Here is a 26,159-nt window from a genome sequence, read left to right on the forward strand (position 1 = left end):
GGGCCAAATTCTGTTACAACTGTCCGTTCAGTTTCCGGAGCGAGTTCAACCATATCTCCGCTGAGCCTAACGGCTATTGGAGTTTACACAAAATCATTGACAGACCCGCACTTTTAAACACCTCGTACGCCTGCATAATCTGGTCCAGCGGAAAACGGTGGGTGATCAGGTGTTCTGGTTTGATCTTTCCAGACTGCACTGTCTTTAGCAGCATCGGAGTCGTGCTCGTGCTAACCAGCCCGGTCGTGATCCTGACATTGCGCAGCCACAATCGTTCCAAGTGTAGATCGACCGGTTTGCCGTGTACACCGACGTTGGCCAGCCGTCCGCCGGGCTTCAGGATTTGCTGACAGATGTCGAAGGTCACGGGGAACCCGACTGCCTCAATCGCTACGTCGACACCCTTTCCATCCGTTACTTCCATCACTTGCTCAACCGCATTTCCCTTGGAGCTGTTAACTGTCTTGGTGGCTCCGAACTTTTTTGACTGCTCCAAGCGATTATCGTCAAGGTCGACCATGATGATCTCCGCCGGCGAATAAAGTTGCGCTGTCATGAGTGCCGACATCCCGACCGGCCCGGCCCCGACAATAGCGACCACATCCCCAGGCTGAACGCCGCTGTTGATCACCCCAATTTCCATAGCCGTCGGCAAAATGTCGCTCAACATGACAAGTGCTTCCTCATCGCTTCCCGGAGGAATGTGATACATACTCGTATCGGCATAAGGGATACGAACGTATTCCGCCTGGGTACCGTCGATCAGGTGCCCCAAAATCCAGCCACCGTCTTCACAGTGGGCGTACATCGCTTTTTTGCAATAATCGCATCTTCCACAGGACGTCACACAAGAAATCAGCACTCTGTCTCCGGGCTTGAAGTTGTTGACACCCGGTCCTACTTCTTCTACGATTCCGACACCTTCGTGTCCCAGGGTTCGGCCGTCGGTTACCGCCGGTACATCACCACCTAAGATATGCAAATCCGTGCCGCAAATCGTCGTTTTGGTGATTCTTACGATTGCATCCGTCGGTTTCTGAATCGTCGGCTTGTCCTTCTCTACCCACTCGTACTTTCCTGGCCCACGGAATATAAGCGCTTTCATAAACAATACCTCCTAAGTTTATACGAACATTCTTTCTTAGCTTGATGGCGATTTGTTATCCCACAGTTAGAAGGAGAAGCCCCCATCCTCTTTCTTTTATTCTCACCAATTCTCACCCAATGTACTCATTGGACTAAAGGCCTCAAAATCATTTTTTCCAATGTATTTCACTTCTTGCTCATTACTTTCATAAGCATTTGATGTTATTGGTACCAATACATCCCCTCGCCTCGGTGGGGGATTTCTTAATGTAATTTGAATAGAAGATGATCTGCATAAAGATTTTTCTGATGGAAATAATGTCCAATAGCAAGTAAATATATGGTCTGGGAGGTTCTTATGCAAAGGAAGATGAACGTAATTATTTTGACAATGGTGTTAACTTTATCAATTGGGTTAAACGCTAACGCAGAAACTGGTGGTTCCGGGAACACAGGCGTAAATAATGTAAACCAAGGCAACAACATGTTCAGAACTACTGCTACAGACAACCGTACTGACTGGGGATGGCTAGGTTTGTTAGGACTAGCTGGTCTTGCAGGGCTAGCGGGTCGAAACAGGAATCGTAATCCTGGAAGATAAAATAAATAGCACGTCTCTTACGCGGAGGCGAGTAAATTTTTTGCATGGCTGGTACAGACAGGCATATTTCCGTTCCAGCCGGCATACGCGCGTAGGCGCTACAGCGTTGGGGAATACTACGGCCTCCTTCCCGATTGGATGGGAGGCCTTGTTTTTTGTTGTGGCGTTGCGATACGAGGTGGTGTTATGCTCCCCCCTACTGCGATGCATACTCGGTGGCGGAGTCATCGTTGATGGTTAAGTTTATAGAAGACTGAAAATAATTTCTAAAGGATGAAAACCCCCATTCTCGCTCTGGGGGATTTTTCTTGCTTACAATGGATAAATCCGGTGCTGTCAGGCAAAAAATATGTTCGGTTATAAAACATAAAGTGAGGTTGAATGCGGTGAAGCACCAGGAGTTTTTACAGAGCTTATTTGAAGCCAGTAGCAGGAGAAGGGGAAGGGATGAAAAATCATTGGAAGAATTATTCAAACGGCCAATTCTTCATCGGCAAATCAACGGTGACGAGGTGTATGTACCTTTAGATTTGGTGCGGTTAGGCTGGAAAGTTGAACCATAGAGGGGAACCCGTCTCTTATGCGGAGGGGGTTTCATTTCAGCAAAACCGCCCTCACTTCGCTAAAGGATTTGACAGCCCCGGTTGTGCAGAGGGAAACTAACCCCTTCTCAGGCATATGGGATCCCTTGTCGAACAGTGTTGTTGCTTGTTGAGCATTGCATTCAAAATCCTGCTTGTTTTTTATTGCAAACCAAATTTGTCCGATCCATTAAAACCAGGGATTTCAGGTGTTTTCGTGATTTGTGACGTTAAGTGCTATTTAACGCTTCCCGGCGGTAGCCATGGCGGCGCATGTAGCCGCTGACACCGCCTTTCCCTTTGTACCCTAGCAAATCGGAGGGAATGACCATCATTGGGCCGGAGACAAATGCGAGATGATGGAGAGGATTTTACGAAACGACAAAAAGGAAACCTCCTCCATGTAAACGAGGACGCATGGATTTTTTATCAAGTAGAAAGGGAAGAGCAGTTGGCTTTCCTGCATGAAGAAGGCTGCAGCGAAGGACAAGGGTATCTGTTCAGTAAGCCAATCCCCCGTCAGGACATAGAAGCCTTGCTGAAGGCGTCAGCGGGGGAACCACACACGACCTAGTCCTGCATCCACGTTCCGGTACGTGATGAGACCGTCGAACGATTCGACGGTCTCATTCCTATGGGTTTTGCTCCTCGATTTTCTTGTACACTTCGGCTACAATCTTGTTTGCTTCCACGTATCGTTCTCGCAAATCCTCCGGAAAATCTTCGGGTTTCAAATCCGGGCGGTCCTTGATCCCGGCTATCGCTTTCACGGTGTTTAAGGTCATTTGCGCTTCGATGTACTGGTCAAATTCCTCCGGGGTTAAGACGTCCCGGCTGGATTTCTGATGGTTGAGCCTGTCAAAGTACGGCGTTACCTCCGCCATGAGCTGTTTGGCTTCGGCGCGTATGTCAGCCGGCATCTGGTCAAAGTTGATGTGACCATACGGGTCGACATAATCATACGTCACGGCGGTATACTTTTTCAGCAATGCTTCAAACGTCGCGTATTCCGCATCGCCGAGCTCCTGGTGCGCACCGGAAAGCTTCAAGCCGATGGCCTGATACATGTTCATGGTCATGACGCTGACTTTTTTCTTCATCTTCTCAAACGAGCCGAAAATGCTGTCCGCGTAGTTATGCGCCAATACGCCTGTCGGCAGCAAAAGCACGGCGGCGATGACCGCGGCGGGGAGCCAGTTTGTACGCTTCCTTCCTGCCTCCTTTTGTCGTAGATACAATTCGAAAGACTGACGTACACGCTCCTTCAGTTCAACAGGAACCTTCATCGAGTGGGACTGCCTGTGAAGTTCCAGGCGAAGTTTATCTTCCATAGACATGTGGTGCCTCCACCTTTCCGTCAGCGAAAGTCATATAGCGTTTGCGCAATTCCTTGAGTGCGAGGTGATGTCTTGACTTGACCGTCCCGACAGGAATGTTGAGCAAGGTCGCTATCTCCTCCAGCGAGTAGTCGTGGTAGTAGCGGAGGATGATCACAACACGCAGTTTGTACGACAGCTTGTTGGAACGAACGGTTGGGATCATAGCTGGGCAAAGACTTCCACATTTCGATGTACACCTCGTTTACAAGATCGTGAACGTCGTGTGTATTGCCCATTAAAAAGGTGACCGTGCGAAAAACATCATCAACCGTATGCTCATACACTGCTTCAAAAGCGGCCTGATCTCCGTCCATCAGCCGCCGCACCCATGCATGAAACTCCAGATCTGTCATTGAGGGCCCTCCTGCCTGTTGTTTCATCCTATATTGGCTCTCACTTGAAAAAAGGTTCAGTCGCCAGCAATTATCGATATCAAGGTTCAATCTGCGGCGGATGCAAACAAGAACATCCCCGTCTTCGGTGGGAAAGTGGCTGGTGAAGCATTTCGGTTACCGGCTCTTGCATGCCGCTATGTTGCTTGCATGACCATACCAGAGGGGGTCAAAAGCGATACGTCGGGGTTCGCTGGAGGAACAGAAAAAGCCGGACTACCCATTGTAATCCGGCTTGGCTCATCTACATTTGCTCATTGACGTAAAAAGGAACGTGATATTCGTTTGGCAAATTCGTGTTGTTGACGTTTTTCAAGTCCAAATCCCTATGGATATACAAGTGATAGGTGTGCCCGAATTCATATCCATTTTTGGGAGGGAGAACCGTTATTGTGTATGGGTCCTGTTTTTGTATGGTGACCGGGATGGTGTGATTTCTATCGTCCAATACGTAGATGCTGTTTTTGTGGAGCAGACTGTCATTCATCCCTTTGTCAAAGAAAATGGTGAACTCCTTGTGGGGAGATACAGATTGTACGGATTCCGTCACACGTTGTTGGGGTTCTAAAGGGTTGCTTGTGAGTTCGTGTGGCCCCGATAGGGGAGATGCCAGATAGCCAACGATTCCCAAGCCAACCATTGCTGGTAGAACCAATGCCTTCTTTTTCATGTTGCCTCTTCTCTCCTAAAAATTTGTACAATTTTCCATATTGTATCAAAAGGAAGCGCGAATTCACAATGCCCGACAGAAGCGAGATTCTTCCGCTTTGGGGCTGCCGCTGCTGTTATTGAGTGAACGAACCCGCTCGCAGACTTCATGAAAAAACCGACCTTTCCATTCGAAAGATCGGCTTTCCATGAAAGATCAGTTTTTGGTTTGGGAGATGTCATCCACGATTTGACGCAGGGCCTTGTCGATTGGCGTTGTTGGCCGGCCGAGCAGCTTTTCAAAATCGTTGCTCTCGATGTCCAAATGCCCTTCCCGAATGCCGCCCTGGATGGCTACGAGAAGAGGAATGAGGAAGTCTGGCACGCCCGCCCCTTTCATGATGTCGGCATACGTGGCGTCATCGACCTGCTGCACAGGGACTTCCTTGCCTATTACCGTGCCGAGAATCGCGGCCAGTTCTTCTTGTGTCATCGGCTTGCCGGAAAGCTCGTAGATGGTATTCTCGTGGCCGTTCCCCGCCAGCACCGCGGCCGCCGCTTCTGCATAGTCCTGTTGCAGGGCCCATCCCACCTTGCCGGTTCCGGCAGACGTTACCCAAGGCGCTCCCGCCAACACAGCTTGAATGGAAGCAGTCTCATTCTCCAAGTACCAGTTGTTTCGCAAAAAGGAGTAAGGGATTCCGGTTTTCAGGATGGCTTCTTCCGTGGCACGGTGTACGGGAGCAAGGAACAATCGGCTTTCCCGTGCATTTGCCAAGCTGGTATACGCAATGAACTTGACGTTCGCGCGTGCGGCTGCTTCTACCGCATTCGTATGTTGACGAATTCTCGTTTCATTGTCCCCGTCCGTCGAAATGATCAACAGCCGGTCAATCCCTGAAAAGGCCGCATCCAAGGTCTCCGGACGGTCAAAGTCTCCATGACGGACATCGACTCCCCGGGCGCGAAGGCCTTCCGCTTTCTCCGGATTGCGGACACTTACGGCGATTTGACTCGCCGGTACCGATTTCAACAGCGTCTCGACCACTTTCGTCCCCAGTTTCCCTGTGGCGCCAGTAACCAACAATTTCATTGCCGATACCTCCATGTGTTTGTTGTAATATATCTTGTTATAACATAAAAAGTTACAACAAGCGTATAAACAAAAGCTCGACAAGGAGCTTTCATTTATGTGAACCTGCCAATCAGGTCGGCCAACGTCGTTTGGGCCAGCCGTTGTTCCATGGCGGATTGAGCGTCTCTCAATTCAGCTTGGAGAACTTGCTCGATATTCCGCCCAACCGGGCAGCGAATATTGGGGTTTTCGTGTATGCGAAAGAGTTGGTTCTCCTCTGTCACGTTCACAGCCCGATAGATATCGAGGAGTGTAATCTGGCTGGGATCCTTGAGCAGTGAAGCACCTCCTACCCCCGGACGTACGTCGACCAACCCTGCCTTCTTTAACATACCCATGATTCTCCGGATGACCACGGGATTGGTATTTACGCTTCCCGCGATGAAGTCCCCGGTACAATCATTCGGACTGACAGCAATCAGAGACAGGGTATGCACAGCAATGGAAAATCGTGTGCTGATTTGTTTCAAGTGAACCACCACCGTTGTAACCATTTTAGTTACTTCTAAGCGTTATGTCAAGATCCGTACCAGAAGGGCTCCTCGTTGCATGAGTCTGCCCGCAAGTGTTATGAATGTCGGCCTTCTTACAACAGGCTGCTGTTCCAGGACCCAAAATTGTTGACAACCATCCCCTGAAGTGCTGGATCGAGACTTATCCGTATACGTACAATTGCTTGACGAGGCGGTAAGGTTCCAAGGCCGCAAAGAGAGGATGTTCATCTAAAAGGGGCTTCTGCGTGGACGGAAGCATCGAATAGGCGATGGGATCAGATAACGCGGATTGCATGAAACATGGACTAGCAACCTATAGTATGATCTGGTAAATTATCCCTAACCCTGTTGGTATGTATGTGTGGCAATACACAAAGAGGCCGAGCCCGGGACGAGGTGGCAGACCTTCCTGATGCATATGGGGATCGGGTTGCTGGCCGCTGTCATCTTTTTTGTTATGGGCTCGTTTTTCCTTTCGGTATATGATCCGTTCTGATGACCATTCCTTTTCCTGAAATGCAAACGTTCATGTCGTGAAACGTGTTCCTCATGCATGTACATCATGTGTGTGATCGGAACGCCGATTTTTTCTTCTGCCGGACAGCACCAAAAAAGCGAAAAACGTACCAGGTAGCTGAATAGAAATACTTCCGGTACGCATTTCGCTTTTTGGTTGCCGTGATCGGTTAGTGTTTACGACGGCGACGGCAGCGGACTAAGACGCGCTGACCTTCCCGTAACGTAATGACGATAGTGCGGCGTTTTTTGGACATGATTCCACCTCCTCATGGTTTGCTAGTTTATTTTATGAACGACAGCGAAAGATGCTTGGACGAACCATCACTGCCAACTACCTATTTGCGTATGGATCGGGACACAAGAAGGAAATAGAAGGCGACCATGCTGTTGGGGGTGTTGGCAGCGGAACAAGGAACTGAACGGCTGGAGCTGGGTGCCGGGGCCACCCCGATTCGCTGTGCGGAGGAGATAAAAATGGTAGACCGCGATCAGCAGGAAAAAGACGAATACCGGAAACACCCGTTCACAAATCTCAAGGACTCCTTTGATCGAACGCAGATGGGAGACTTACACTCTCTCAGCAAACTGGGCTGTTGGCCAACAGTGGTGATTATCGTCATTGGAATCATCCTTTTCCTGTTATCCAAATACTAGATACGAGGGTTGAAGGACAGATCAGCTTAGGTGAAAAACCAATGTCGGGGTCAGTCAAGATTTTTGCGTGATGCTGCGAACGTCCGGAATACTTCTGTACCCACCTGCCAAATACTAACATTACCAGTGGTACAGGAGGATCGAGGATGGCAACTTTCAGCGTCTGGAACAAACAGTTTATTGCAGGAGAATGGCGGGAAGGCAGAAGCAAAGATTCCTACGAAGACAAAAACCCTTACAATGACGAAACGCTGGTACACATTCGCTTGGCAAATCTCGACGACATCAACGACGCCTACGAGTCAGCCAAACGGGTCCAAAAAGAGTGGGCACAGGTAAACCCTTACGAGCGGTCCCGCATCATGGAAAGAGCGGCGGAACTGCTCTCCCAACGGCGTCAGGAATTGATTGACATCATCACGACGGAAACAGGAAGCTCCGTGGTGAAAGCCAATGTGGAAATTGATTTTGCCATGGCCATCATCAAAGAGGCAACCACATTCCCCATACGGATGAGAGGACATATACTGCCGTCCCTGATTCCGGGAAAAGAGAATCGAATCTATCGAAACCCGGCGGGTGTAGTAGGGGTGATCAGCCCGTTCAACTTTCCGTTTTACCTGTCCATGCGTTCCGTCGCCCCTGCCTTGGCGACAGGGAACGGCGTGGTGCTCAAACCGGATTCCCAAACGATGATTGCCGGCGGTCTCTATATCGGCAAACTGTTTGAAGATGCGGGCATTCCCAAGGGACTGTTAAACGTCGTGGTCTTCAACACCGGTGAAATCGGGGATGCGTTTGTGGAACATCCGATTCCGCGCATTATCTCATTTACCGGTTCTACGCAGGTGGGCAGACATATTGGGGAGCTGTGCGGACGGAATTTAAAACGGGTCGCGCTTGAACTTGGCGGCAACAACGCCATGATTGTCCTGGCGGATGCCGATGTGGAAAAGGCGGCGGGAGCGGCGGCATTTGGCAAGTTTATGCATGCGGGACAGATTTGCATGGCCATCAATCGAGTGATTGTTGATCAAACGATATACGAACCGTTCCTGGAGGCGTTTGTCCGAAAAGCGAAAGCGATCCCGTGTGGCGATCAGTCAAATCCTGAGACGATTATCGGTCCGCTGATCAACGCGAAACAGGTGAGCCGAATCCTCGCCCTGATCGAAAAGAGCAAGAGCGAGGGAGCAAAGGTGGCGCTGGAAGGGAGCGTCAACGGAAACGTCATGAGCCCGTTCGTTCTTCGGGACGTTACCAACGAGATGACGATCGCCCAGGAGGAAATCTTCGGGCCGGTGGCGTCCGTGATCGCCGCGAAGGACGAAGAAGATGCGATCCGCATTGCCAACGACAGCCCTTATGGGTTAAGCGGCGCGGTATACGGGGGACGTCTTGAACACGCCGTTGAAGTGGCCAAACGTATTGAGACAGGCATGATTCACGTCAATGACCAAAGCGTCAACGATGAACCCATTATTGCCTTCGGCGGCGAAAAATCTTCCGGGCTGGGCAGGTACGGAGGCGAGTGGGCGCTTGACGAATTCACCACGGTCAAATGGGTTTCCGTCCAAATCCAGGACCGGCCCTATCCCTTCTAGTTCGCTTCCGGGTGTGAAGAGGAAAGCCGCCTGCAGGTGAACGGACACTCGTCAGGTTTATCCTCCGGGAGATAAGGGTATGTGCAGGAGAGAGGTGAGATCATGGAACTGCACATACCCAATCCCAAAACGCTGCAGAAGGAACGCGCCAAGGATTTGATCGAGGAAGTCCTGGCGATGAAAAATTCAGCCGATAGATTGACCGTGAAACAGTTCATTTCCATTCTGAACGAACTGCTGCGAATCAAGGTGGTCGTTTCTACGGTGTCGGAAGTGATGATTTTCGTTTCACAGAAGAAGCCCGAGCTGTATCACGCGGCAAGACTGGCCATCTCGCATGCAAGCCATCTGAAGCTGCTTTTTGAAATCAGAGGGGATGCCGCATTGGCCGAAAAACGGTTGTTGGCCTTTGTTCAGGAATAGCGGAATCGGACGTGACAGCAGTCACTCGGGGAACCGGGTGGCTTTTTCTTTTTCGTCATCGCAGCATCCTCGTGTTCCCGATCACTTATCCACATTTTGTGCATAACTCTGTTGGTAAATGTGTGAATACTTTTATTTTATGCGCAATCATTTAGTTGACAAAGGGGGACGCCTTACGGGACATGCCTGTATGAGCGCCCCTGTCTATTTTTGTGGTGTTCATGACCGGAAACATATCGGGAATCTCGGTGGCATAAATTGTTGATAGCCAATATAATTGACGTGGTGCCATAATACGAACAGGTTGGTTTCGAAGTCATAATTTATCGGGAAGATCACATCATGAAACGAAGTGTCAGTGTTGCCGTATTAACGCTGATTCAACTCATGCTGGCGGTTTGGCTTGCCTTGCTGGTGCCTGTGGGCGTCGCTTGGCTTGTTTTGGCCGCCGCTGCCCTGCTGTACGGGCTTTTCCTGTTCTTGTCCCCACTCCGCTCCTTCACCTTGCTGGTCGCCGTCATCCTGCTCCACGCCTTTGCCGCCGTGGCACAGGGATGGAAATTCGGCTGGGACGTCGGTACGCAATTTCAGTCCATCGTTCTTCAGCTTGTGGTGTTGGGGCTTGCGGCTGCGTCATGGGCGCAGGCGGCCGAGCTGCGCAGGTGGGCTCGTCAATACGAGGAAGCGCAGCGGCAGATTGCCGCTCTCCGTAAAATGGACGAGGCGGTGTCTGTGCTGAGTGCAAATGAATTCAAAGACCGCTTGAAAGCGATCGTGGTCTCGCTGCGCCGGCGAAACGAACCGGGCGTGATCATTTTTGTGTCCATTCCTTCGCACGTTGTCGGGTTTGGAGGCCGGCGCTACGCGCCGGAAGCTGTGCTGCAGGTGGTCGGAGAGACGGCGCTGGCGTCCGTGCGCGACCAGTTTGACATCGTGGGACGCATTTCGCCCACGACCATCGCGATCGTGCTGCAGCGCTGCGACCGGGAAGGGGCCCATCGCGCGCTGCGGCGGTTTCACTGGCTGCTGCTCCGGCAGCGAAGGCTTCGCGCGGACGTGGTCATGTCGTGGGTGCGCGTCGAAGACTTGTCCGTGTTCCAGGGCTGGCCTGCGGTGGAGGCCCTGCTGGAAGAATTCGGTGCGGATGACGCCGTATCCGTGCGGCGGAGAGGAGGCTGACCCGTGTCGGTTGTCCTGCTCGTCATTGCAGCCATGTTTTGGCTGCTGCTTCTCTATTATTCGGTGCTGTGTGTCGCCGGTCTTGCGTTCCGATCGAAAACGGCTCCGTCCCCTTCGCTTGACGAATACCCCAGCGTCGCCATCCTGATCGCGGCCTACAACGAGGAAAAGGTCTTGGCCCAGACGCTGGATGCCATGGCGAGACTGAAGTATGACGGTCCGCTGACGGTGTATGTGCTGAACGACAATTCCTCCGACGCCACCGGGGACATCGCCGACTATTACGCGTCGATGTTTTCCCACATCCGGCATGTCAAAGTCCCCCCGGGAACGCCGAAGGGAAAGGGACGGGTGCTGAACTACGGTCTGACGCTGGCGCGGGAGAACTACATCGCCGTGTATGATGCCGACAACCAGCCGGAGCCGGACGCCCTGCGCCTGCTGATCGAGGCGGCCGTACAGACGCCGGGGGCGGTAGGGGCCGTCGGCTACGTGAAGACCCTGAACGCGGAGAAAAACTGGCTGACGCGAATGATCGCCCTGGAGTTTGCCGTCTTCCAACTGCTGATGCAATGTGGGCGCTGGCATTTGTTCGGATTGGGGACGCTGACCGGAACCAATCTGGTGGTGGAGCGCGAGGCGCTTGTCGCCGCTGGCGGCTGGGATTCGTCCGCCTTGGCCGAGGATGCCGACCTGTCGATCTCGCTCGCGGCCCTGGGAGGGAGGCTGCCGATTGTGCCGCAGTCGCGCTCATGGGAGCAGGAGCCCCAAACATTCGCGGTGTGGCTGAGGCAGCGAACGAGATGGATGCAGGGAAATCTGCAGTTGATCGGAAAAATGTTCGAAAAGCCGGCGTGGCGCGAGCGGCACGTTGTTTTGCACGCGGCTCACATTTTGTCCATCTACATCGTGTTTGCGGCGGTTCTGTTCATTTCCGATGTGTGGTTCCTGTTGGGCGTGCTGGGGATTGTCCACACGTCGTACACGGTCCCCCTGCTCCTGCTGTGGTTCGAGACGTGGCTGATCTACGTGATCCAACTGTTGAGCGCGGAAGTGGCGGACGGCATGGCAAGTCCCGTCAATCTGGCCGTCTCCTTTGTCATGTACTTTACCTATTCGCAGTTGTGGATGTTCCTGCTGGTGCGCGCCGCTGTCCTGGAGTACAAGCGTCGGCGCATGAACGTGGAACCGGTGTGGGACAAGACCGTCCGGTTTTAGCGGCAGACCTCGCCGGTCGTCACAAGGAAATCATGTCTTCGTACATTCGCCCTTTGTCTGTCACCGACGAAGGGCGTTTTTGTTTTTCCCCGGAACAACTACGATCCGGGCACGACAAATTCGAATTCCTGATGAACATGGGAGGAAGCGGAATGTTCTTCCACGTGAACCGCGCACACCCAATGACCCGGTTGCAGCGTGGTTCTCGCCTCAAAATGACCGCTGCCGCGGTTTGTCACCTCTACCGGTTGGGGTGTGGCATCTCCTTTTTTCCAGAGTTCGAACCGCACGTTCGTGCTGCTTCCGGCTGCAGGAATGTGAGCGGTCAAGATGACGTCCCCGTCCGCGAGCGTCCGGGTGTCGAATGCCACCTCCATCTTGTGATCGCCGTGACGGTGTGCATGTGTGTCCGATTGCTGTCCGTCATGGGGCGAGGACCCGTTTGGATTCCACGGGAAGAAGAACACGGACAGTGAAACGACAACCAGCAGCGATACAAACATCCATGCCAATCCCTTATTGTTCATGGGAAGAATCCTCATTCTTCGTCTGTTCAAAATGCTCTTCTTCTTCCTGGATCAGAAAAAAGAACAGCAGGACCATGAGACCAAAGATGATGTCCACAAACCAGATCATCGGTGCCGGGACCGTGAGCATGTTGCCAAACATCGCTCCCATCATGCCCCCCATCAATCCGGCGAGCATTCCGTCCATGGCCGCCATCAGGCTAACCGGTTTGCCTGTCAAAAACCCTACCGCGATTCCAACGGCAGCGCCGATAAAAGTCGGCAGGTTCAGATCCGGATAAAGCCAAATCCCCAACAGCAACCCAACGGAAAGACTTGATACCATGGCCAACGTCATCGCCATCATCATTCCGGTCATGCAGCGAATCTTGTTCCGACGTCGGTACGCATGGAAGACGCAATACAGTGTCGTAAGCAAAACGAACAACAAATGAACCGTTATCATATGTTCCCTCCCTGCGGCTGGCAACATGGGGCCTGTATTACTGTATGTCCAAAAAATCACCCCCGACTGGACTGATACGGATCGACCAACAAATTGGACGTTCTCCTCGCATGGAAACACGCCCCATCCCGTTGTGCACGATTGTCCACACGATTTCGGAAGAAGCTGAATACCTTGTATCAGAGATTGCGGATAGAGGTGATCACCATGAAGAGAAAACGCCGCTGCGGCTGCTGCAGATGTCGCAAGTGCACGTGCAAGGTTTGCCGATGCTGTCGTTGTCAATGACGTTACACGCTACACGCAGCCGGAATGTCTGAAAAAGCGCGATGGGCTCCTTGCCCTCGCGCTTTACAAATGGAGGGAACTGATTGAGACAAAGATAAAGCCCCCCAGGGGGAGCCATGTGACGGTTAACGCCGATGCATCATCTTCCGATGGTGATGTGCCCGCATACGGTGAAAATGTTCTCGTTCCGCAAACCGGTGATGCAGGATGCGATTGTGCTGATGAGTCATTTTTAACGCCCGAAAGTGTTCCGCCATCCGCATGTGATGCCGCCATCTGCTTCGATGGTACGCAGTGTGATCCATAACCCTTCCTCCTTTCCTTGTGCTACTTCATGCTATGGAGACCGTTTCCAACGTTCTTATACATTCGTACATGGGAACCAAAAATGTGCAGCAGAAACAGCCCTTTGCCCGGGAGCCCGGATGGAGGAGGAAGAAGCTCGCATGCCGGAGGGCATTGACCATCATGCGTTCTCGTGGTAGTTTGATATTACTTATCCTTGGTATTTTTTCCTAGCGAACAAGGTCGTGAACGAAGAGTCTGAGACGCAAGTCCCTATCAATCGGAGGAGTACAGACATGAAATGGACGATTGGCAGAAAAGTAACCGCCGGGTTTTTATCAGTTGCGCTTCTTTTGGTAATGGTGAGCGGCCTGTCTTTTTACTTTCTCAAGAAAGTGGACAGCTCGTATTCTGATGTCATGAACCGAAGAGTCATCATCCTCTTGAACGCGAAGAACATTCAAGTGCACGCGACCCAATTGAACAGCAGTTTGCGGGACTATTTGCTGACCCAAAATGCGGAAGCGATGGAAAAAGTGGAGGATGCAAGCAAGCAGTTGTCGGCATTGGTCTCCACCTCCATGGGACTGGCCGATACGCAGGAAACCAAGGTTTCCCTGAGCAAGATCGAACAACTGAACAAGCAGTTTCTAAAATCGAAAAATCTGATAGTTTCGGAAACGAAAGAGCAGGCCCTGGACTTTGCCACGACCTCTTTGTTTCCGATTTCACGGGATATTCGAACGATCGCGGACCAGATCAGTGAACGACAGCAGCAGCTCATGACCCAGGCCACCCAGGAAAACGCCGCGATGGTGAACGGAGTGGTGACCACCGTGTCGATGATCAGCGTGATCGCGGTCATCCTGGCGATTTGCATTGGCTATGTGGTTTCCAGACTGATTGCGCGACCCGTTGTGCAGCTCGCGTCCTCGGCCGAAAAAATTGCGTCAGGCGACCTGACCGTGGAAGATCTTCATGTAACGAACAGAGATGAGATCGGGGCACTGGCTCATTCCTTTACGGTCATGAAAAACAATTTGCGCGGCTTGATTCAGCAAGTGCGCATCAACGCTGAACAGGTGGCAGCCTCCGCTGAAGAGCTGACAGCCAGTGCGGAGCAAACAAGTAAAGCCACGGAGCAAATCGCTGCCACCGTGCAGGCAGTCGCCTCAGGCTCCGAGCAGCAGGCCTCCAGCGTAGGCCAAAGTGCCCAGATTGTTCAGGAGATGGCGCAGGGAATCCAACAAATTGCGGCCAACGCCCAGAAGGTATCCGCCTCTTCCGTACAGGCAGCCCAGGTGGCGGAGGAAGGAAATCGGGCGCTCCAAACCGCCAGCGATCAGATGGGGTCGATTCACGACAAGGTGAACGACCTGGCAGCGGTCATCAAGGAATTGGGCGAACGTTCCATGGAAATCGGTCACATTGTGCAAGTGATTACCGACATTGCCTCCCAAACGAATCTGTTGGCGCTGAACGCAGCCATTGAAGCGGCAAGAGCGGGTGAGCATGGCCGGGGATTCGCGGTCGTTGCCGATGAAGTGCGGAAACTTGCGGAGCAGTCGGCGGCGTCTGCGAATCAAATCCACGACGTTATTTCGATGATCCGCGGGCAGATGGAGAAAGCGGTCGCTTCCATGGATCAGGTAAAGGACGAAGTGAGCGAAGGGATGAACGTCGTGACCCAGGCGGGAACGTCCTTCGCGCACATTCAGCGTTCCGTGGATGACGTTGCCGTTCAGATTCAGGAGGTATCCGCCAGCGCGCAGCAGATGTCGGCGTCTGTGGAAGAAATCGTGCAATCCATCACCTTGATCCGGGAAGTGGCAAATGAAACAGCCGCAGGAACGCAGAATGTGTCTGCCGCTGCGGAAGAACAGTTGGCCTCCATGGAAGAAATCTCGTCTTCGGCCCTGGCTCTCTCTCAAATGTCGGAAGACCTGCAGAAACTCATTTCGCGTTTTCGGGTGTAGGGAAACAGGGTGGAAAAGGACCTCATCGCTATGGGTGAGGTCTTTCTGTTGAGTTTGCCTCTTGACATCTTGAAGCGCTCGGACAGCTTCGTGATAAAATAGAGAAGGAGTCGCGGCAGCTACCCGCTTTTTCGAATCCTTTCTCGGGAGGGAACGAAGATGAAGTACCGTCGTCTCGGAAACTCGGGATTGAAAGTGAGCGAAATCAGCCTGGGAAGCTGGCTGACGTACGGAGGCTATGTCGGCAGGGAGGAGGCGATCTCCACCATCGACAAGGCCTATGAACTGGGAATCAACTTCTTCGACACAGCCAACATTTACATGAACGGGGAAGCGGAGAAGGTGGTCGGTGAGGCCCTGCGGAAGTATCCCCGCGAGTCGTACGTGCTGGCGACCAAAGTCTGGGGACCGATGGGCGATCGACCCAACGACCGGGGATTGTCCCGCAAGCACATCATGGAACAGTGCGAAGCGAGCCTGAAGCGGCTCGGTCTCGATTACATCGACGTGTACTACTGCCACGCCTTCGACAACGACACCCCCATGGAAGAGACGCTGCGGGCGATGGACGATCTCGTCCGGCAGGGCAAAGTGCTGTATGTCGGCATCAGCAACTGGACAGCGGCGCAAATCGCCGAAGCGGTATCAATCATGGACAAAAACCTGCTGCACCGGATCGTGGCGAATCAGCCGCTGTACAACATGTTCGCAAGAGAGATTGAGAAGGAAATCATTCCGCTGTGCGAGCGAAACGGCATCGGACAGGTCGTCTATTCGCCGCTGGCGCAGGGCGTGCTTGCCGGCAAGTACCGAACGGTGAATGATGCGCCTGCGGGCAGCCGGGCGGCCGACAAACACGGCAATCAGACAGTGAAATCGTGGTTGAAAGAAGAGAACCTGCGCAAGGTGGAGCGTCTGCGTCCCATCGCCGAAGAACTGGGGCTTTCCTTGGCTCAGCTTGCGTTGGCCTGGACGCTGCGCCAACCGAACGTCTCCAGCGCGATCATCGGAGCGAGCGTGCCCGAGCAGGTGGAACACAACGTGAAAGCCTCCGGGGTGACGATTCCGGACGAGACGCTGGCCACAATCGACGAGATTCTGGAACAGGCATGATGCCATTACCCGCGCCGATGCGGAACGGGTGTGTGAAACGGGCGTTTCCGCCCAGAAGAAGCCGGTCGGCACTTGGACAAAAAAGGGACATGTCACATGTGCATAGCGGCAGCCTCACTCAGCAAGCTCCATTTCCGTGGGGCTTGCTGTTTTTATAGCCGGATCCTCTTTTCCCCTATCAAGTTCCCGCCGATTTGCCGATATGGTAAACAGAGCACGTATCACTTCTGATGCAAGCGGGAGGGACATACGATGAAAAAATGGCTGTCTGCAAGTTTGGTGCTCACCCTGCTGGCCTGTACGCCTCTGGCCGCCGTCCATGCGGAAAAACCGGTAAAAGAAGCCCAAAAAGGGAACGGTGGCGGTCAAGGGGACAAAGACGACAAGGGAAAGGGCAAAGACAAGGGAAAACCGGATAAGGACGAAAAGAACGGGAAAGAAAAGGAGAAACCGGACAAGGACAAGCCTACCGGTTCGACCGCAGAAGGCGGTTCCCCACAAGCAAAACCGGGGCGGGAAGCCCCTTCTCAAACGGAATCACCTGCTTCCCAAACGCCTTCCACGGAGTCACGCGCGGATGGAACGGCTCCGTCTTCCAAAAAAGAAGCGGTCCAGCAAGCTGTCAAGACCAAGAAGGAACTGATCGAACTGCGTCAGCAGTTGAAGCACGTCAAAGAGGCAACGGGAGAACTGAAAGCGAAATACGAAGAGCTGACCAGGATGCTGGAGCAGCAGTCCGAACTGAAGCAGGCGCTGGACGTTCAAAAAGAACTGCTCAACCGCTTCTATAAACCGGGCGATCAGAAACTGTTCGACAAGCTGGGCGAACTGTACGAGAAAACAGGCGACACGTCGCTGAAGACGTTTGTCAATGGAAAAGAAGTCGTGATGGACACCGCCCCGTTCGTGGAAAAGGGACGCGCTCTGGTGCCTGTGCGTGCCATCGGCGCTGCGCTGAAGGCCGAGGTGAAGTGGAACGGGGAGACCCGCACCGTCGAAGTGGTGCGCGGCGACAACAAGATCACGCTGTATCTCGATTCCGGCGAAGCGGAAGTGAACGGGGAGAAGATCAAGCTGGAGACCCCGCCGGTGATCAAAAAGGGCCGCCTCTTTTTGCCGCTCCGTTTTATTGGGGAAACGCTGAAGGCAAAAGTCGGTTATCAGCAGAAAGGGGATCTGATCATCATCGAGGATGGCAGCCTGACGGGAACCGACGATATCGACACCACACCGGAGACACCGGCAACAAGCGGAGAAGGGGAAGAAGCAGCGCCCACACCGGCAGCAGACGCGAGCGAAGCGTCAAACACATCGGAATCCGCTGCCTCGGAAACGGCACCAACCAGCGAGGCTTCCGAATCGGCCGGCTCCGGCACACAGACGGTGACGACGCCGTAAAGACAACAACCTGAGTCGAAACGAGAGGGCGAACCATACGCAGGTTTTGCCCTCTCTATTTGTTTTAGAAGGCACCATGCCCGCATCCAACGCGTTCCATTTCTTGACGGGACGAAACCGCACAGGTATTCTAACAGGGATTGCCGATCCGCGATGAAGATCGGCACGCGATCTCCGTGACCGCCAGGACGGCGCATGAAGCCATTCGGCGAAACCGTCAAAAGCCTTGAACGGATACCAAGTTTTCGATGTTGCATTAAGGGCTCACTGTGCTATAGTGGAGTACGAACAGCATCTCTATATTCCTTTACATATAGATGTAGAGAAAAGTTGGGAGAGACGTTATGTTATCCTTTTTGAAAAACATGTTGGGGAAGACGCCGACGCCGGAAGATGTGAAACAGCAGGTGCAGGAGGAGTCGGTATTGCCGGCAGCCGATACCGGCGTGTCCGAGAAGGCACCGGAGCGGAAAGAGACGGAGTCCAAGGCGGCTGGCGTGACGACATCCCTGTCGCTGCATGAGTCGTGGGAAAAGCGGCTGAACATGCAGGAGAAATACGCGTTGTCGTTTATGGCACAGGAACTGCCGCCGCTGGAGGAGGGGAACATTTCCCTGGCCGGCATTTCGCTTGTCCCGCACGACGACGGCGTTCAGGTGACGGCTTTCCTGCGCAACGGCACCAACCGGCCCCTGCGCCTGGGGGAGATGCCGCTGGTCGTTTTGTTTGGGGATCAGCAGTTGTTTACCCGACAGACGTTTGACCTGGGAGAGCTGGGCGAAATTCCGCCGTACGCGGCCAGGCCGTGGACGTTTGTGTTTAAGCGGGAGCACTTCCTGCAGGTAAATGTCCTGCTCACCAACTGGAAGATCGCGTTTGAGCTGGCGCAGAAAAAGATGGTGCTGCCTCAGCAGTTGGAACTGGAAGAGTCGTGGATCAAGGCACTGACGGACGAGCAGAAACAGTCCCTGATCGAACTGGCCAAACGGCTGCCGCCGCTAAAGGAAGGGGAAGTCAACATCCAGAGCGTTCAGCTTCGCCGGGCGGAGGACGGTGCGCTGCACGCGATGCTCTTGATCCGCAATGGGTCGACGCAGTCGCTGTCCATCGAGAAGCTGCCGCTCGCACTTTACGACGCGGCGGGAGACAAGGTGGCGGAAGGGCTGTTTGAACTGGGCGGATTGACCGTCAACGCCAATACCAGCAAGCCGTGGATGTTTATCTACCCCAAAGAAAGCGTGTTGAAGGATGACGCGGACTTCTCTCGGTGGAAGGTGGGCGTGCCGCAGGGGTAAGGCGGCGTTCAATCGTCCGCGGCCATTTGACCCCGCCTGCAGAAAAGTCTTATCATAGAGAGAAGCTTCATTTGTGCTGCGGTCAGGAGAGGAGGATGCAGATGTTTTCCTTTTTTAAGAATTGGCTGAACAAGGAGCAGGGAAAAACACGCTCCGTGGAAGAGTTGAAAAAAGACATTCAGGAAGATGCGGCTGTCGATTTTGCCGAGCTGAGCGAACAGGAGGCGGAGGTTGAAGCTGGAGAGGCCGTACCGGCTGCGGAGGCCCGGAACCAGAAAGTGCGGACGGACCTGTCTCTTCACCCGGCCTGGGAGCAGCAGTTGGACAACGAGAAAAAGTACACCCTCCGTTTTCTGCAGGCACAACTGCCGGATGTGCCCGCCGGAAGCATCAGCGTGACCGGATTCAGCCTGATTCCGAATCCGGAGGGCCTTACTGTGGCGATGTTTGTCCGCAATGGTCTGGACCGCCCCGTGCGGTTTAAAGACATTACCCTGGCGATCTATCTGGACGACAAGCCGTTTGCTCGTCAGCGGGTTGATCTGAGCGGAATGGGATCGATTCCGCCGCGCAGCAGCCGTCCGTGGGAGGTCTTCTTTCCGGAGGGCACGTACCTGCATGAGAATTTCAGCTTCACACGCTGGAAAGTGATGATGAAGGCGCAGGCCAACCCTTACGTCTGGCCCAATCATCTCGACCTCGACCCGCAGATGGAAGCACGCATGACTGAACGGCAAAAAGACCGCCTGGAGCTCTTGATCCATTCACTGCCGCCGATTGAGGCCGAATCCGTAGAGGCTACCGGATTTGACATCGGCTGGACGAAAAAGGGAGAACTGGTGGTGGCCGTGCTGTTCCGTAATGGCTTGCCGGTAGACTATCGCCCGGACCAATTGAAGATTACCGTTTCCGACACGGAGGGCGACGTGGTCGCAACCGGGGTGATAGACGGCAGCAGCATTCGGGTCCGTCCGGGGACCAGCCGTCCGTGGCTGTTTGTCTTCCCGGCAAATGCGGTGAAAAAGCCGAACGCCAGCCTGAAACGATGGGTGTTGGAGGTTACCTGACCGCCCCTGCATCTGCTATGTGTGATCCGCCGGTCGGGAAATGAGGAGGTTTTGTCATGAGTTGGTTGCTGGAAAACTGGTTTGGCTCCAAAGAGAGCCTGGAGCAAGTGCGTGAAGAGGTGCACAAGCACCTGCAAAAGGAGTTTTACCTGGGCGTGTCCGGGATCGACAATCCGGAGCAGTCGTCCAATCGCATCCCTTCCAAGGAAATGATCCTGAGCCTGCACGGCCCCTGGGGCGATAAGCTGGAGGAGCAGGAAACCGAGCTGCTGCAGTACATCCACGACGAGCTGCCGCCTGTGGTGCGGGATGAAGTGGGGATCTTCCCGTTTTTTACCCAGGTGACGCAGGAAGGGTACCTCGTGCTTACCTTTATCCGCAATGCCACCAGCCGCAGCATGCTGTTTCAGCGGCTGCCGCTGAGACTGGTGACGCCGGACGGAAAAGTCGTCGCACGCAAAACGTTTCATCTGCTGGAGTTTGGGCCGATCGGCGACAAGTCGAGCCGCCCGTGCGAGTTCCTGTTCCCGTGGAGCGAGTTTGACGACCTGCCGGATAAGGAAGTGCCGCTCACACTGGAGTACAAGAAACCCGAGAAAACAGCCGAGCATCCGGAAATGCTGGGCGGAGAGCTGACCGAAGAGGAGCAGCAGCAGTACCGGGAAAAGGCGGCCGCTCTGCCGGTTGAAGAAGGCCTGGTGGACCTGCAGGTGCTGGACATTACGGAAGGAACCAACAACGGCCTGAAGGTGGTCGTGCTGTTCCGCAACGGGCTGAACAAGCGCCTGGAGTTTACGGAAGTGCCGATTATCGTGCACGACAAGGCAGGAGATGCGGTAGCCCGCGTCCACTACACGCTGGAAAACTTGAAGGTGGAAGCCAAGGGCAGTCGGATCTGGGCGTTTGAAATCCCGGCGACGTCGATCAAGAAAGAAGGCGTGAAAGCCGCCGATTGTACCGCTTTCATCCCCAAGGCCAAACAGCAGAAAAAAGAGCAGGCTGCATCCGAAACCTCGCAGCCGAAGGGCTTTTTGCAATAACGGAACGTTTCAGGGAGACCCCCTTTTGCCGCGGCGGAAGGGGGTTCTGCCGTTTGCCGGGTATGTCGTCAGCGTTCCAAGAATTGGATTGACAGGGTTGCGTTTCGTCCATTTATTCCGCTATGCTAGATAGATAGAATGAAGAGAGAAGGGCATGTGACCCGCCACTACCTGCATTCCTTGTGTTTCGCCGGCATGCGGAAACAGGGGAGGAAGGACTGTCATTTTCATGAGGAGAGTTATCATATTGGGGCTTGTGGTCGCCATCGGACTGACAGCCGCTTTCGCGAACGTCAGAGCCGCTGCGGCGGCCGGAATTACATCGGACCGGTACATAAACAACCAGACCCACCTGAAGCAGATCAAGGCGGACCAGGCGTGGAAAACGGTGAACAGCAACAATTCCATCATCATCGCCGTCTTGGATACAGGGGTGGATGCCAACCATCCCGATTTGAAAGGGAATGTGCTGCCGGGGATCAACCTGGTGAATCCGGGCAAGTCTCCCTATGACGACAGCGCAAACGGACACGGCACGGCGGTGGCAGGCATCATCGCGGCCAGGGGAAACAACGGCATCGGGGTGTCCGGGGTGCTGTGGAACGCCCGCATCCTGCCGATCAAGGTGCTGGACAAATACGGCCAGCAGGACAGTATTGACGTGGTGGCCAAGGGGATACACATGGCGCTGGATCGGGGGGCCAAGGTGATCCTCATGTCGGTCAGCAGCATGTCGTACTCCAAAGCCTTGACGGAGGCGGTCCAACGGGCGGAAGCGAGCGGAGCGGTGCTGGTGGCGGCCAGCGGCAACGAGAGCGACCGGGTCGCCTATCCGGCTGCTTATCCGACCGTCATCGCCGTCGGGGCGGTCAAAAGCAACAACGAACCGCTGTACGAGTCCAATTCGGGGCCGGAGTTGAATCTGGTGGCACCCGGCATGAACGTGTACACCACCAAGCCCGGAGGCAAATACGGCACGTTGAGCGGCACATCGGCCGCCGCTCCCCAGGTGGCCGGGGCCGCTGCGCTTGTGCTGGCACGCCATCCCGGCATGTCGCCGTTCGATGTGCGGCAGCTCCTGTACCAGACCGCCACCGATCTCGGCGAGCGCGGCTGGGACCGGCGAACGGGCTACGGCCTGCTCAATGTCTACCGGGCCGTCCGAACCAATCCCTCGACGGATTTTCACGAGCCGAACAACAGCATGGGACAAGCCAGTCCGTTTCCCATCGAGTCGCAGATTCGCGGCCGGCTCAACCCGTCCGACACGATCGACTGGTACAAGATGGATATTCCCTACGACGGAAAAGTGACGTTGAGGGGTTCTGTCACCACATCGATATCGTCCCCCATGGCCGCCACGTTTTATTCGGAGAATCGCACGCCGGTCACGTATTACATCGGCAACGGCGATACCCTGACGGTTCCGGCCAAGGCCGGACGGATGCTGATCAAACTGCAGCGAAGCGGCGGGGTTAACGCGTTTACCTACGTGCTGACCAGCTCGTTTACGATCAACCCGGACCGCTACGAGCGAAACAACAACATGGATACGGCGCGTCCGCTGGTCGGGAATCAGATCAGCGTGACCGGCAATTTTCACGAAGAAGGCGACCAGGACTGGTTTTCCTACTACGTGCGCGAGTATGGCCGGCTGAACATTACCGTTACCCCTGACACCAAGCGGATGGATCTGAACATGCGCATCGGCAAACAGGGGCAGGGATGGGAAGAGTACGACACCGGGGACCGGGACGACCCGACCGAGCGGGCGCAAAAAGAGGTGTCGCCGGGCAAGTACTACATCCGGATCAGCGAGTACTGGCGCAATCAGGTAAACGGGGAATACCGGCTGGATTTGACCTACACGCCGGTTCGCAAGGACGTCAACGAACCCAACGATACGTATCGCCAGGCGTCTCATCTGGCCAGCGGCACGCTGATGACGGGCACCTTGCCGACCCATACCGACTCGGACTGGTTCCAATTTACCGTCGATTCGGAATCCTACGTCAGCGTTCGCGCGCCGTTTGTCCCCGTGTCCAGGGGGATGCGCATCGAGATCTACGGGTCCCAAACGTTCAATTATGCGCTGGCCGCTACCGACCAGGTGGCCCAGTTGTCTGATCAGGGCAAGGAAGTCATCGGATTGAAACTCAAGCCCGGCAGGTACTACATCCGATTGAGCAGCGCGGTTTCGTTCAAATACGACGCCTACCGCCTCACGCTGCACAAGGAGAAGCTGGTGGACGGCTACCGCGACATCGCCACTCACTGGGCCCGCTCCGACATCGCCCGGCTGACTCGAAAAGGGGTCGTCAAGGGCTTTGAAAACGCCACGTTCCAGCCCAACCAGCAGGTGACGCGGGCACAGTTTGCCACCATGCTGATCCAGGCCATGCGGGCCAAAGGGCTGCCGGTGGGGTCGTACACGGGCCGCAATCCGTTCGGCGACCTGTCCAGCTCCCATTGGGCGTACCAGTCGCTCTTGAAGGCTTATCAACTGGGGATTTTGCAGGGGTACCCCAACCGGACGATCAAGCCGAACCAGCCCATCTCCCGGGCGGAGATGGCCCAGATGACAGCCCGCGCCCAGAACCTGCTCTTGTACAAGCACAGCAGGTCTTCGTACCGTGACGTATCGACCAGCCACTGGGCGTCTCCGGCCATCGAGGCGCTCACCTCCAGAGGATGGCTGAAGGGATACGGGAATCTCTTCAAGCCGCAGGGACACGCGACCCGGGCCGAGGTGGTCGTCCTGTTGGCCAGGGTCTATCAATTGTGATCTTCAGAAAAGGAGAGGACATCGAGATGAACAAAGCGACAAAAGGATTGCTTGCAGCCGCGGTAGTCGGAACGGCCATTTTTGCTTCCCAGGCGATGGCTGACGGCGGAAGCGCCGGCGTGCCGGGTTCCGCAGACGACCCGGTCGTGACGAAGAGCTACGTCGATCAGCAGATCCAACGAGCGCTGGGCAGTGGAGGCGGCAGCGGGACCAGCGGATTGACCGTGGTGGAGCTGTATCCGGGCCAGACGCTGTACGGCTTTGAAGGGACGGAATTCATCGTCCGCACCGGACAGGTGCAGGCTGTCGCCGGCGACAAGGGAGATGGTCTGACCGACATTACGGAGGGGGCGGATCTCCGTGCCGGTGCACCGGTTTCCCACAACCACCTGCTCCTGATCGCCCGCTCCGACAACCGCGGTTTGCGGCTGGACCCGAACTACGGCGGCGTGGCCTACATCATGGTGCGCGGCAAATACGAAATCCGCTAAGTGCATATTGACACCGAAGAGAAAAACCAGTATCCTATTATCCGTAATGGATACTCTTATCCAGAGCAGGCGGAGGGACTGGCCCTATGAAGCCCGGCAACCGACTTGAGCGGTGCTAACCAGCAGAACGGATATCTGTTCTGGCCGATAAGAGGTAAGGAACGCATCAAAACAAGCACCTTTTCCTCAAACGGAAAAGGTTTTTTTTTGCATGTGCCTTCGTCTGATAAGAACCTGTTTCGGCTACCACACTATTTGTATGAGTCCAAAGGAGGTCGTACACATGGCATTGCAAAAAGGTCGTCGTCTGTTCACTTCTGAATCTGTCACCGAAGGTCATCCGGATAAGATTTGTGACCAAATTTCCGACGCCATTCTGGATGCGATCCTGGCAAAGGATCCGAACGCCCGCGTGGCTTGCGAAACGTCCGTAACCACCGGTCTCGTGCTCGTGGCGGGTGAAATCACCACCAACACCTATGTGGACATTCAAAAGCTGGTGCGCGACACGATCCGCGAAATCGGCTATGACCGCGCCAAATTCGGTTTTGACGCAGACACGTGCGGCGTCATCACCGCGATCGGCGAGCAGTCTGCCGACATCGCCCTGGGTGTGGACCAGGCCCTGGAAGCGCGCGAAGGCAAGATGACCGACGAGGAAATCGAAGCGATCGGCGCCGGCGACCAAGGGTTGATGTTCGGGTTTGCCTGCAACGAAACGCCTGAACTGATGCCGCTGCCGATCAGCATGGCGCACAAGCTGGCCCGCCGCCTGACCGAAGTGCGCAAAAACGGCACGCTCAGCTATCTGCGTCCGGACGGCAAAACGCAGGTGACCGTGGAATACGAAGGCGACAAGCCGGTGCGCATCGACACCATTGTCATCTCCACCCAACATGCGCCGGAAGCGACGCTGGAACAAATCAAGAAAGACCTGATGGAACACGTCATCAAGCCGGTCGTTCCCGCTGAACTGCTGGATGACGAGACCAAGTACTTCATCAACCCGACCGGCCGTTTCGTGATCGGCGGTCCGCAGGGCGACGCCGGTTTGACCGGACGCAAAATCATCGTGGACACTTACGGCGGCTACGCTCGTCACGGCGGCGGCGCGTTCTCCGGCAAAGACCCGACAAAGGTGGACCGCTCCGGCGCATACGCAGCGCGCTACGTGGCGAAGAACATCGTCGCGGCCGGCCTGGCGGACAAGTGCGAAGTGCAGGTAGCGTACGCCATCGGTGTGGCACAGCCTGTGTCCATCAGCGTGGATACGTTCGGCACCGGCAAGATCGCCGAGGAGGAGCTGGTGAAGCTCGTCCGCAAGCACTTCGACCTGCGCCCGGCAGGGATCATCAAGCAGCTTGACCTGCGTCGTCCGATCTACAAGCAAACCGCCGCATACGGTCACTTTGGGCGTAACGACCTGAATGTGCCGTGGGAGAAGACAGACAAGGCGGAAGCGCTGAAACAGGACGCTGCCAATCTGTTGAACTAACAACCGAGTAGGGAGAGCCTAGTGTACGCACTAGGCTTTTT

Annotated in this window: 23 protein-coding genes, 1 pseudogene and 1 riboswitch; of the genes and pseudogenes, 16 read left to right on the plus strand and 8 right to left on the minus strand. The window is 54.7% G+C overall.

Annotated features, from left to right (window positions below):
• Positions 1–73 precede the first annotated feature (73 nt).
• Complete coding sequence (locus FOI68_RS16355) at positions 74–1,105, minus strand: zinc-dependent alcohol dehydrogenase family protein (protein WP_143863754.1); 1,032 nt, start codon at positions 1,103–1,105, stop codon at positions 74–76.
• Positions 1,106–1,456: 351 nt separating this feature from the next.
• On the opposite strand from FOI68_RS16355, the gene FOI68_RS24185 reads away from it, so the two are divergent.
• The gene (locus tag FOI68_RS24185; RefSeq protein ID WP_304488788.1) at positions 1,457–1,687 is read left to right on the plus strand and encodes a WGxxGxxG family protein; all 231 of its coding nucleotides are present in this window, start codon (positions 1,457–1,459) and stop codon (positions 1,685–1,687) included.
• A 308-nt stretch (positions 1,688–1,995) separates the two neighbouring features.
• Complete coding sequence (locus FOI68_RS16365) at positions 1,996–2,250, plus strand: hypothetical protein (RefSeq protein WP_143863756.1); 255 nt, start codon at positions 1,996–1,998, stop codon at positions 2,248–2,250.
• Between the two features lie 650 nt (positions 2,251–2,900).
• On the opposite strand, the gene FOI68_RS16370 is transcribed toward FOI68_RS16365, so the two are convergent.
• From FOI68_RS16370 to FOI68_RS16390, 5 genes and pseudogenes are all read right to left on the minus strand, one after another.
• Positions 2,901–3,605 (minus strand): DUF3600 domain-containing protein, encoded by a 705-nt coding sequence (locus FOI68_RS16370; RefSeq protein ID WP_143863757.1) that lies wholly within the window; start codon positions 3,603–3,605, stop codon positions 2,901–2,903.
• Positions 3,589–4,000: pseudogene (locus FOI68_RS16375) on the minus strand (sigma factor-like helix-turn-helix DNA-binding protein). The gene FOI68_RS16370 and the pseudogene FOI68_RS16375 overlap by 17 nt, the downstream one beginning before the upstream one ends.
• A gap of 283 nt (positions 4,001–4,283) precedes the next feature.
• Positions 4,284–4,709 carry a hypothetical protein gene (locus tag FOI68_RS16380; protein ID WP_143863758.1) on the minus strand — a complete coding sequence of 142 codons (426 nt, stop codon included), beginning with the start codon at positions 4,707–4,709 and terminating at the stop codon, positions 4,284–4,286.
• A 195-nt stretch (positions 4,710–4,904) separates the two neighbouring features.
• Positions 4,905–5,780 (minus strand): SDR family oxidoreductase, encoded by an 876-nt coding sequence (locus tag FOI68_RS16385; protein ID WP_143863759.1) that lies wholly within the window; start codon positions 5,778–5,780, stop codon positions 4,905–4,907.
• Positions 5,781–5,875: 95 nt separating this feature from the next.
• A complete protein-coding gene (locus FOI68_RS16390; protein ID WP_370512136.1) occupies positions 5,876–6,316 on the minus strand; it encodes an Rrf2 family transcriptional regulator in 441 nt (146 codons plus the stop codon).
• Between the two features lie 900 nt (positions 6,317–7,216).
• On the opposite strand from FOI68_RS16390, the gene FOI68_RS16395 reads away from it, so the two are divergent.
• From FOI68_RS16395 to FOI68_RS16415, 5 genes are all read left to right on the plus strand, one after another.
• Positions 7,217–7,489 carry a DUF6366 family protein gene (locus FOI68_RS16395; protein ID WP_143863760.1) on the plus strand — a complete coding sequence of 91 codons (273 nt, stop codon included), beginning with the start codon at positions 7,217–7,219 and terminating at the stop codon, positions 7,487–7,489.
• A gap of 146 nt (positions 7,490–7,635) precedes the next feature.
• On the plus strand, positions 7,636–9,093 hold the full coding sequence (locus tag FOI68_RS16400) for an aldehyde dehydrogenase family protein (RefSeq protein WP_143863761.1): 1,458 nt from the start codon (positions 7,636–7,638) through the stop codon (positions 9,091–9,093).
• A 102-nt stretch (positions 9,094–9,195) separates the two neighbouring features.
• Positions 9,196–9,516: a hypothetical protein gene (locus tag FOI68_RS16405; RefSeq protein WP_143863762.1), complete on the plus strand. Its 321-nt coding sequence runs from the start codon at positions 9,196–9,198 to the stop codon at positions 9,514–9,516.
• 342 nt (positions 9,517–9,858) lie between these two features.
• A complete protein-coding gene (locus FOI68_RS16410) occupies positions 9,859–10,695 on the plus strand; it encodes a GGDEF domain-containing protein (RefSeq protein ID WP_143863763.1) in 837 nt (278 codons plus the stop codon).
• A gap of 3 nt (positions 10,696–10,698) precedes the next feature.
• A complete protein-coding gene (locus FOI68_RS16415) occupies positions 10,699–11,913 on the plus strand; it encodes a glycosyltransferase family 2 protein (protein WP_143863764.1) in 1,215 nt (404 codons plus the stop codon).
• A 98-nt stretch (positions 11,914–12,011) separates the two neighbouring features.
• On the opposite strand, the gene FOI68_RS16420 is transcribed toward FOI68_RS16415, so the two are convergent.
• Positions 12,012–12,440, minus strand: a complete 429-nt coding sequence (locus FOI68_RS16420) for a hypothetical protein (protein WP_143863765.1) — start codon at positions 12,438–12,440, stop codon at positions 12,012–12,014.
• Complete coding sequence (locus tag FOI68_RS16425; protein WP_044898895.1) at positions 12,430–12,885, minus strand: hypothetical protein; 456 nt, start codon at positions 12,883–12,885, stop codon at positions 12,430–12,432. Before FOI68_RS16425 ends, FOI68_RS16420 begins: the two co-directional genes overlap by 11 nt.
• 869 nt (positions 12,886–13,754) lie before the next feature.
• Here FOI68_RS16425 and FOI68_RS16430 point away from each other — a divergent pair.
• The 9 genes from FOI68_RS16430 (at position 13,755) to metK (ending at position 26,118) form a co-directional block, all read left to right on the plus strand.
• Positions 13,755–15,434: a methyl-accepting chemotaxis protein gene (locus tag FOI68_RS16430; RefSeq protein ID WP_143863766.1), complete on the plus strand. Its 1,680-nt coding sequence runs from the start codon at positions 13,755–13,757 to the stop codon at positions 15,432–15,434.
• A 159-nt stretch (positions 15,435–15,593) separates the two neighbouring features.
• Positions 15,594–16,547, plus strand: coding sequence for an aldo/keto reductase family protein (locus tag FOI68_RS16435; protein ID WP_143863767.1), 954 nt, complete (start codon positions 15,594–15,596; stop codon positions 16,545–16,547).
• Positions 16,548–16,799: 252 nt separating this feature from the next.
• Positions 16,800–17,945, plus strand: a complete 1,146-nt coding sequence (locus FOI68_RS16440) for a copper amine oxidase N-terminal domain-containing protein (protein WP_143863768.1) — start codon at positions 16,800–16,802, stop codon at positions 17,943–17,945.
• A gap of 344 nt (positions 17,946–18,289) precedes the next feature.
• Positions 18,290–19,240 carry an accessory Sec system S-layer assembly protein gene (locus FOI68_RS16445; protein ID WP_029100313.1) on the plus strand — a complete coding sequence of 317 codons (951 nt, stop codon included), beginning with the start codon at positions 18,290–18,292 and terminating at the stop codon, positions 19,238–19,240.
• A gap of 101 nt (positions 19,241–19,341) precedes the next feature.
• Positions 19,342–20,307 carry an SLAP domain-containing protein gene (locus FOI68_RS16450; protein WP_143863769.1) on the plus strand — a complete coding sequence of 322 codons (966 nt, stop codon included), beginning with the start codon at positions 19,342–19,344 and terminating at the stop codon, positions 20,305–20,307.
• 56 nt (positions 20,308–20,363) lie between these two features.
• Positions 20,364–21,347: an SLAP domain-containing protein gene (locus FOI68_RS16455; protein ID WP_029100311.1), complete on the plus strand. Its 984-nt coding sequence runs from the start codon at positions 20,364–20,366 to the stop codon at positions 21,345–21,347.
• 229 nt (positions 21,348–21,576) lie between these two features.
• The gene (locus FOI68_RS16460; protein WP_143863770.1) at positions 21,577–24,132 is read left to right on the plus strand and encodes a S8 family peptidase; all 2,556 of its coding nucleotides are present in this window, start codon (positions 21,577–21,579) and stop codon (positions 24,130–24,132) included.
• 26 nt (positions 24,133–24,158) lie between these two features.
• Positions 24,159–24,623, plus strand: coding sequence for a hypothetical protein (locus FOI68_RS16465; RefSeq protein WP_029100309.1), 465 nt, complete (start codon positions 24,159–24,161; stop codon positions 24,621–24,623).
• Between the two features lie 53 nt (positions 24,624–24,676).
• Positions 24,677–24,777, plus strand: a riboswitch (SAM riboswitch).
• A gap of 129 nt (positions 24,778–24,906) precedes the next feature.
• Entirely contained in the window at positions 24,907–26,118 is a 1,212-nt protein-coding gene (gene metK / locus FOI68_RS16470) for a methionine adenosyltransferase (protein WP_143863771.1), read from the plus strand.
• Positions 26,119–26,159: the final 41 nt, after the last annotated feature.

The sequence above is a fragment of the Brevibacillus sp. LEMMJ03 genome, assembly GCF_007197875.1.
Taxonomy (GTDB): Bacteria; Bacillota; Bacilli; order Brevibacillales; family Brevibacillaceae; genus Brevibacillus; species Brevibacillus thermoruber.

Excerpts from the sequence above, each read along its gene's own strand:
- FOI68_RS16425 (WP_044898895.1), bottom strand. The coding sequence starts at position 12,885 with ATGATAACGGTTCATTTGTTGTTCGTTTTGCTTACGACACTGTATTGC.
- FOI68_RS16450 (WP_143863769.1), top strand. The coding sequence starts at position 19,342 with ATGTTTTCCTTTTTTAAGAATTGGCTGAACAAGGAGCAGGGAAAAACA.
- FOI68_RS16395 (WP_143863760.1), top strand. The coding sequence starts at position 7,217 with ATGCTGTTGGGGGTGTTGGCAGCGGAACAAGGAACTGAACGGCTGGAG.
- FOI68_RS16380 (WP_143863758.1), bottom strand. The coding sequence starts at position 4,709 with ATGAAAAAGAAGGCATTGGTTCTACCAGCAATGGTTGGCTTGGGAATC.
- FOI68_RS16430 (WP_143863766.1), top strand. The coding sequence starts at position 13,755 with ATGAAATGGACGATTGGCAGAAAAGTAACCGCCGGGTTTTTATCAGTT.
- FOI68_RS16435 (WP_143863767.1), top strand. The coding sequence starts at position 15,594 with ATGAAGTACCGTCGTCTCGGAAACTCGGGATTGAAAGTGAGCGAAATC.
- FOI68_RS16400 (WP_143863761.1), top strand. The coding sequence starts at position 7,636 with ATGGCAACTTTCAGCGTCTGGAACAAACAGTTTATTGCAGGAGAATGG.
- metK (WP_143863771.1), top strand. The coding sequence starts at position 24,907 with ATGGCATTGCAAAAAGGTCGTCGTCTGTTCACTTCTGAATCTGTCACC.
- FOI68_RS16405 (WP_143863762.1), top strand. The coding sequence starts at position 9,196 with ATGGAACTGCACATACCCAATCCCAAAACGCTGCAGAAGGAACGCGCC.
- FOI68_RS24185 (WP_304488788.1), top strand. The coding sequence starts at position 1,457 with ATGAACGTAATTATTTTGACAATGGTGTTAACTTTATCAATTGGGTTA.
- FOI68_RS16390 (WP_370512136.1), bottom strand. The coding sequence starts at position 6,316 with ATGGTTACAACGGTGGTGGTTCACTTGAAACAAATCAGCACACGATTT.
- FOI68_RS16440 (WP_143863768.1), top strand. The coding sequence starts at position 16,800 with ATGAAAAAATGGCTGTCTGCAAGTTTGGTGCTCACCCTGCTGGCCTGT.
- FOI68_RS16460 (WP_143863770.1), top strand. The coding sequence starts at position 21,577 with ATGAGGAGAGTTATCATATTGGGGCTTGTGGTCGCCATCGGACTGACA.
- FOI68_RS16465 (WP_029100309.1), top strand. The coding sequence starts at position 24,159 with ATGAACAAAGCGACAAAAGGATTGCTTGCAGCCGCGGTAGTCGGAACG.
- FOI68_RS16420 (WP_143863765.1), bottom strand. The coding sequence starts at position 12,440 with ATGAACAATAAGGGATTGGCATGGATGTTTGTATCGCTGCTGGTTGTC.
- FOI68_RS16455 (WP_029100311.1), top strand. The coding sequence starts at position 20,364 with ATGAGTTGGTTGCTGGAAAACTGGTTTGGCTCCAAAGAGAGCCTGGAG.
- FOI68_RS16370 (WP_143863757.1), bottom strand. The coding sequence starts at position 3,605 with ATGTCTATGGAAGATAAACTTCGCCTGGAACTTCACAGGCAGTCCCAC.
- FOI68_RS16445 (WP_029100313.1), top strand. The coding sequence starts at position 18,290 with ATGTTATCCTTTTTGAAAAACATGTTGGGGAAGACGCCGACGCCGGAA.
- FOI68_RS16410 (WP_143863763.1), top strand. The coding sequence starts at position 9,859 with ATGAAACGAAGTGTCAGTGTTGCCGTATTAACGCTGATTCAACTCATG.
- FOI68_RS16355 (WP_143863754.1), bottom strand. The coding sequence starts at position 1,105 with ATGAAAGCGCTTATATTCCGTGGGCCAGGAAAGTACGAGTGGGTAGAG.
- FOI68_RS16385 (WP_143863759.1), bottom strand. The coding sequence starts at position 5,780 with ATGAAATTGTTGGTTACTGGCGCCACAGGGAAACTGGGGACGAAAGTG.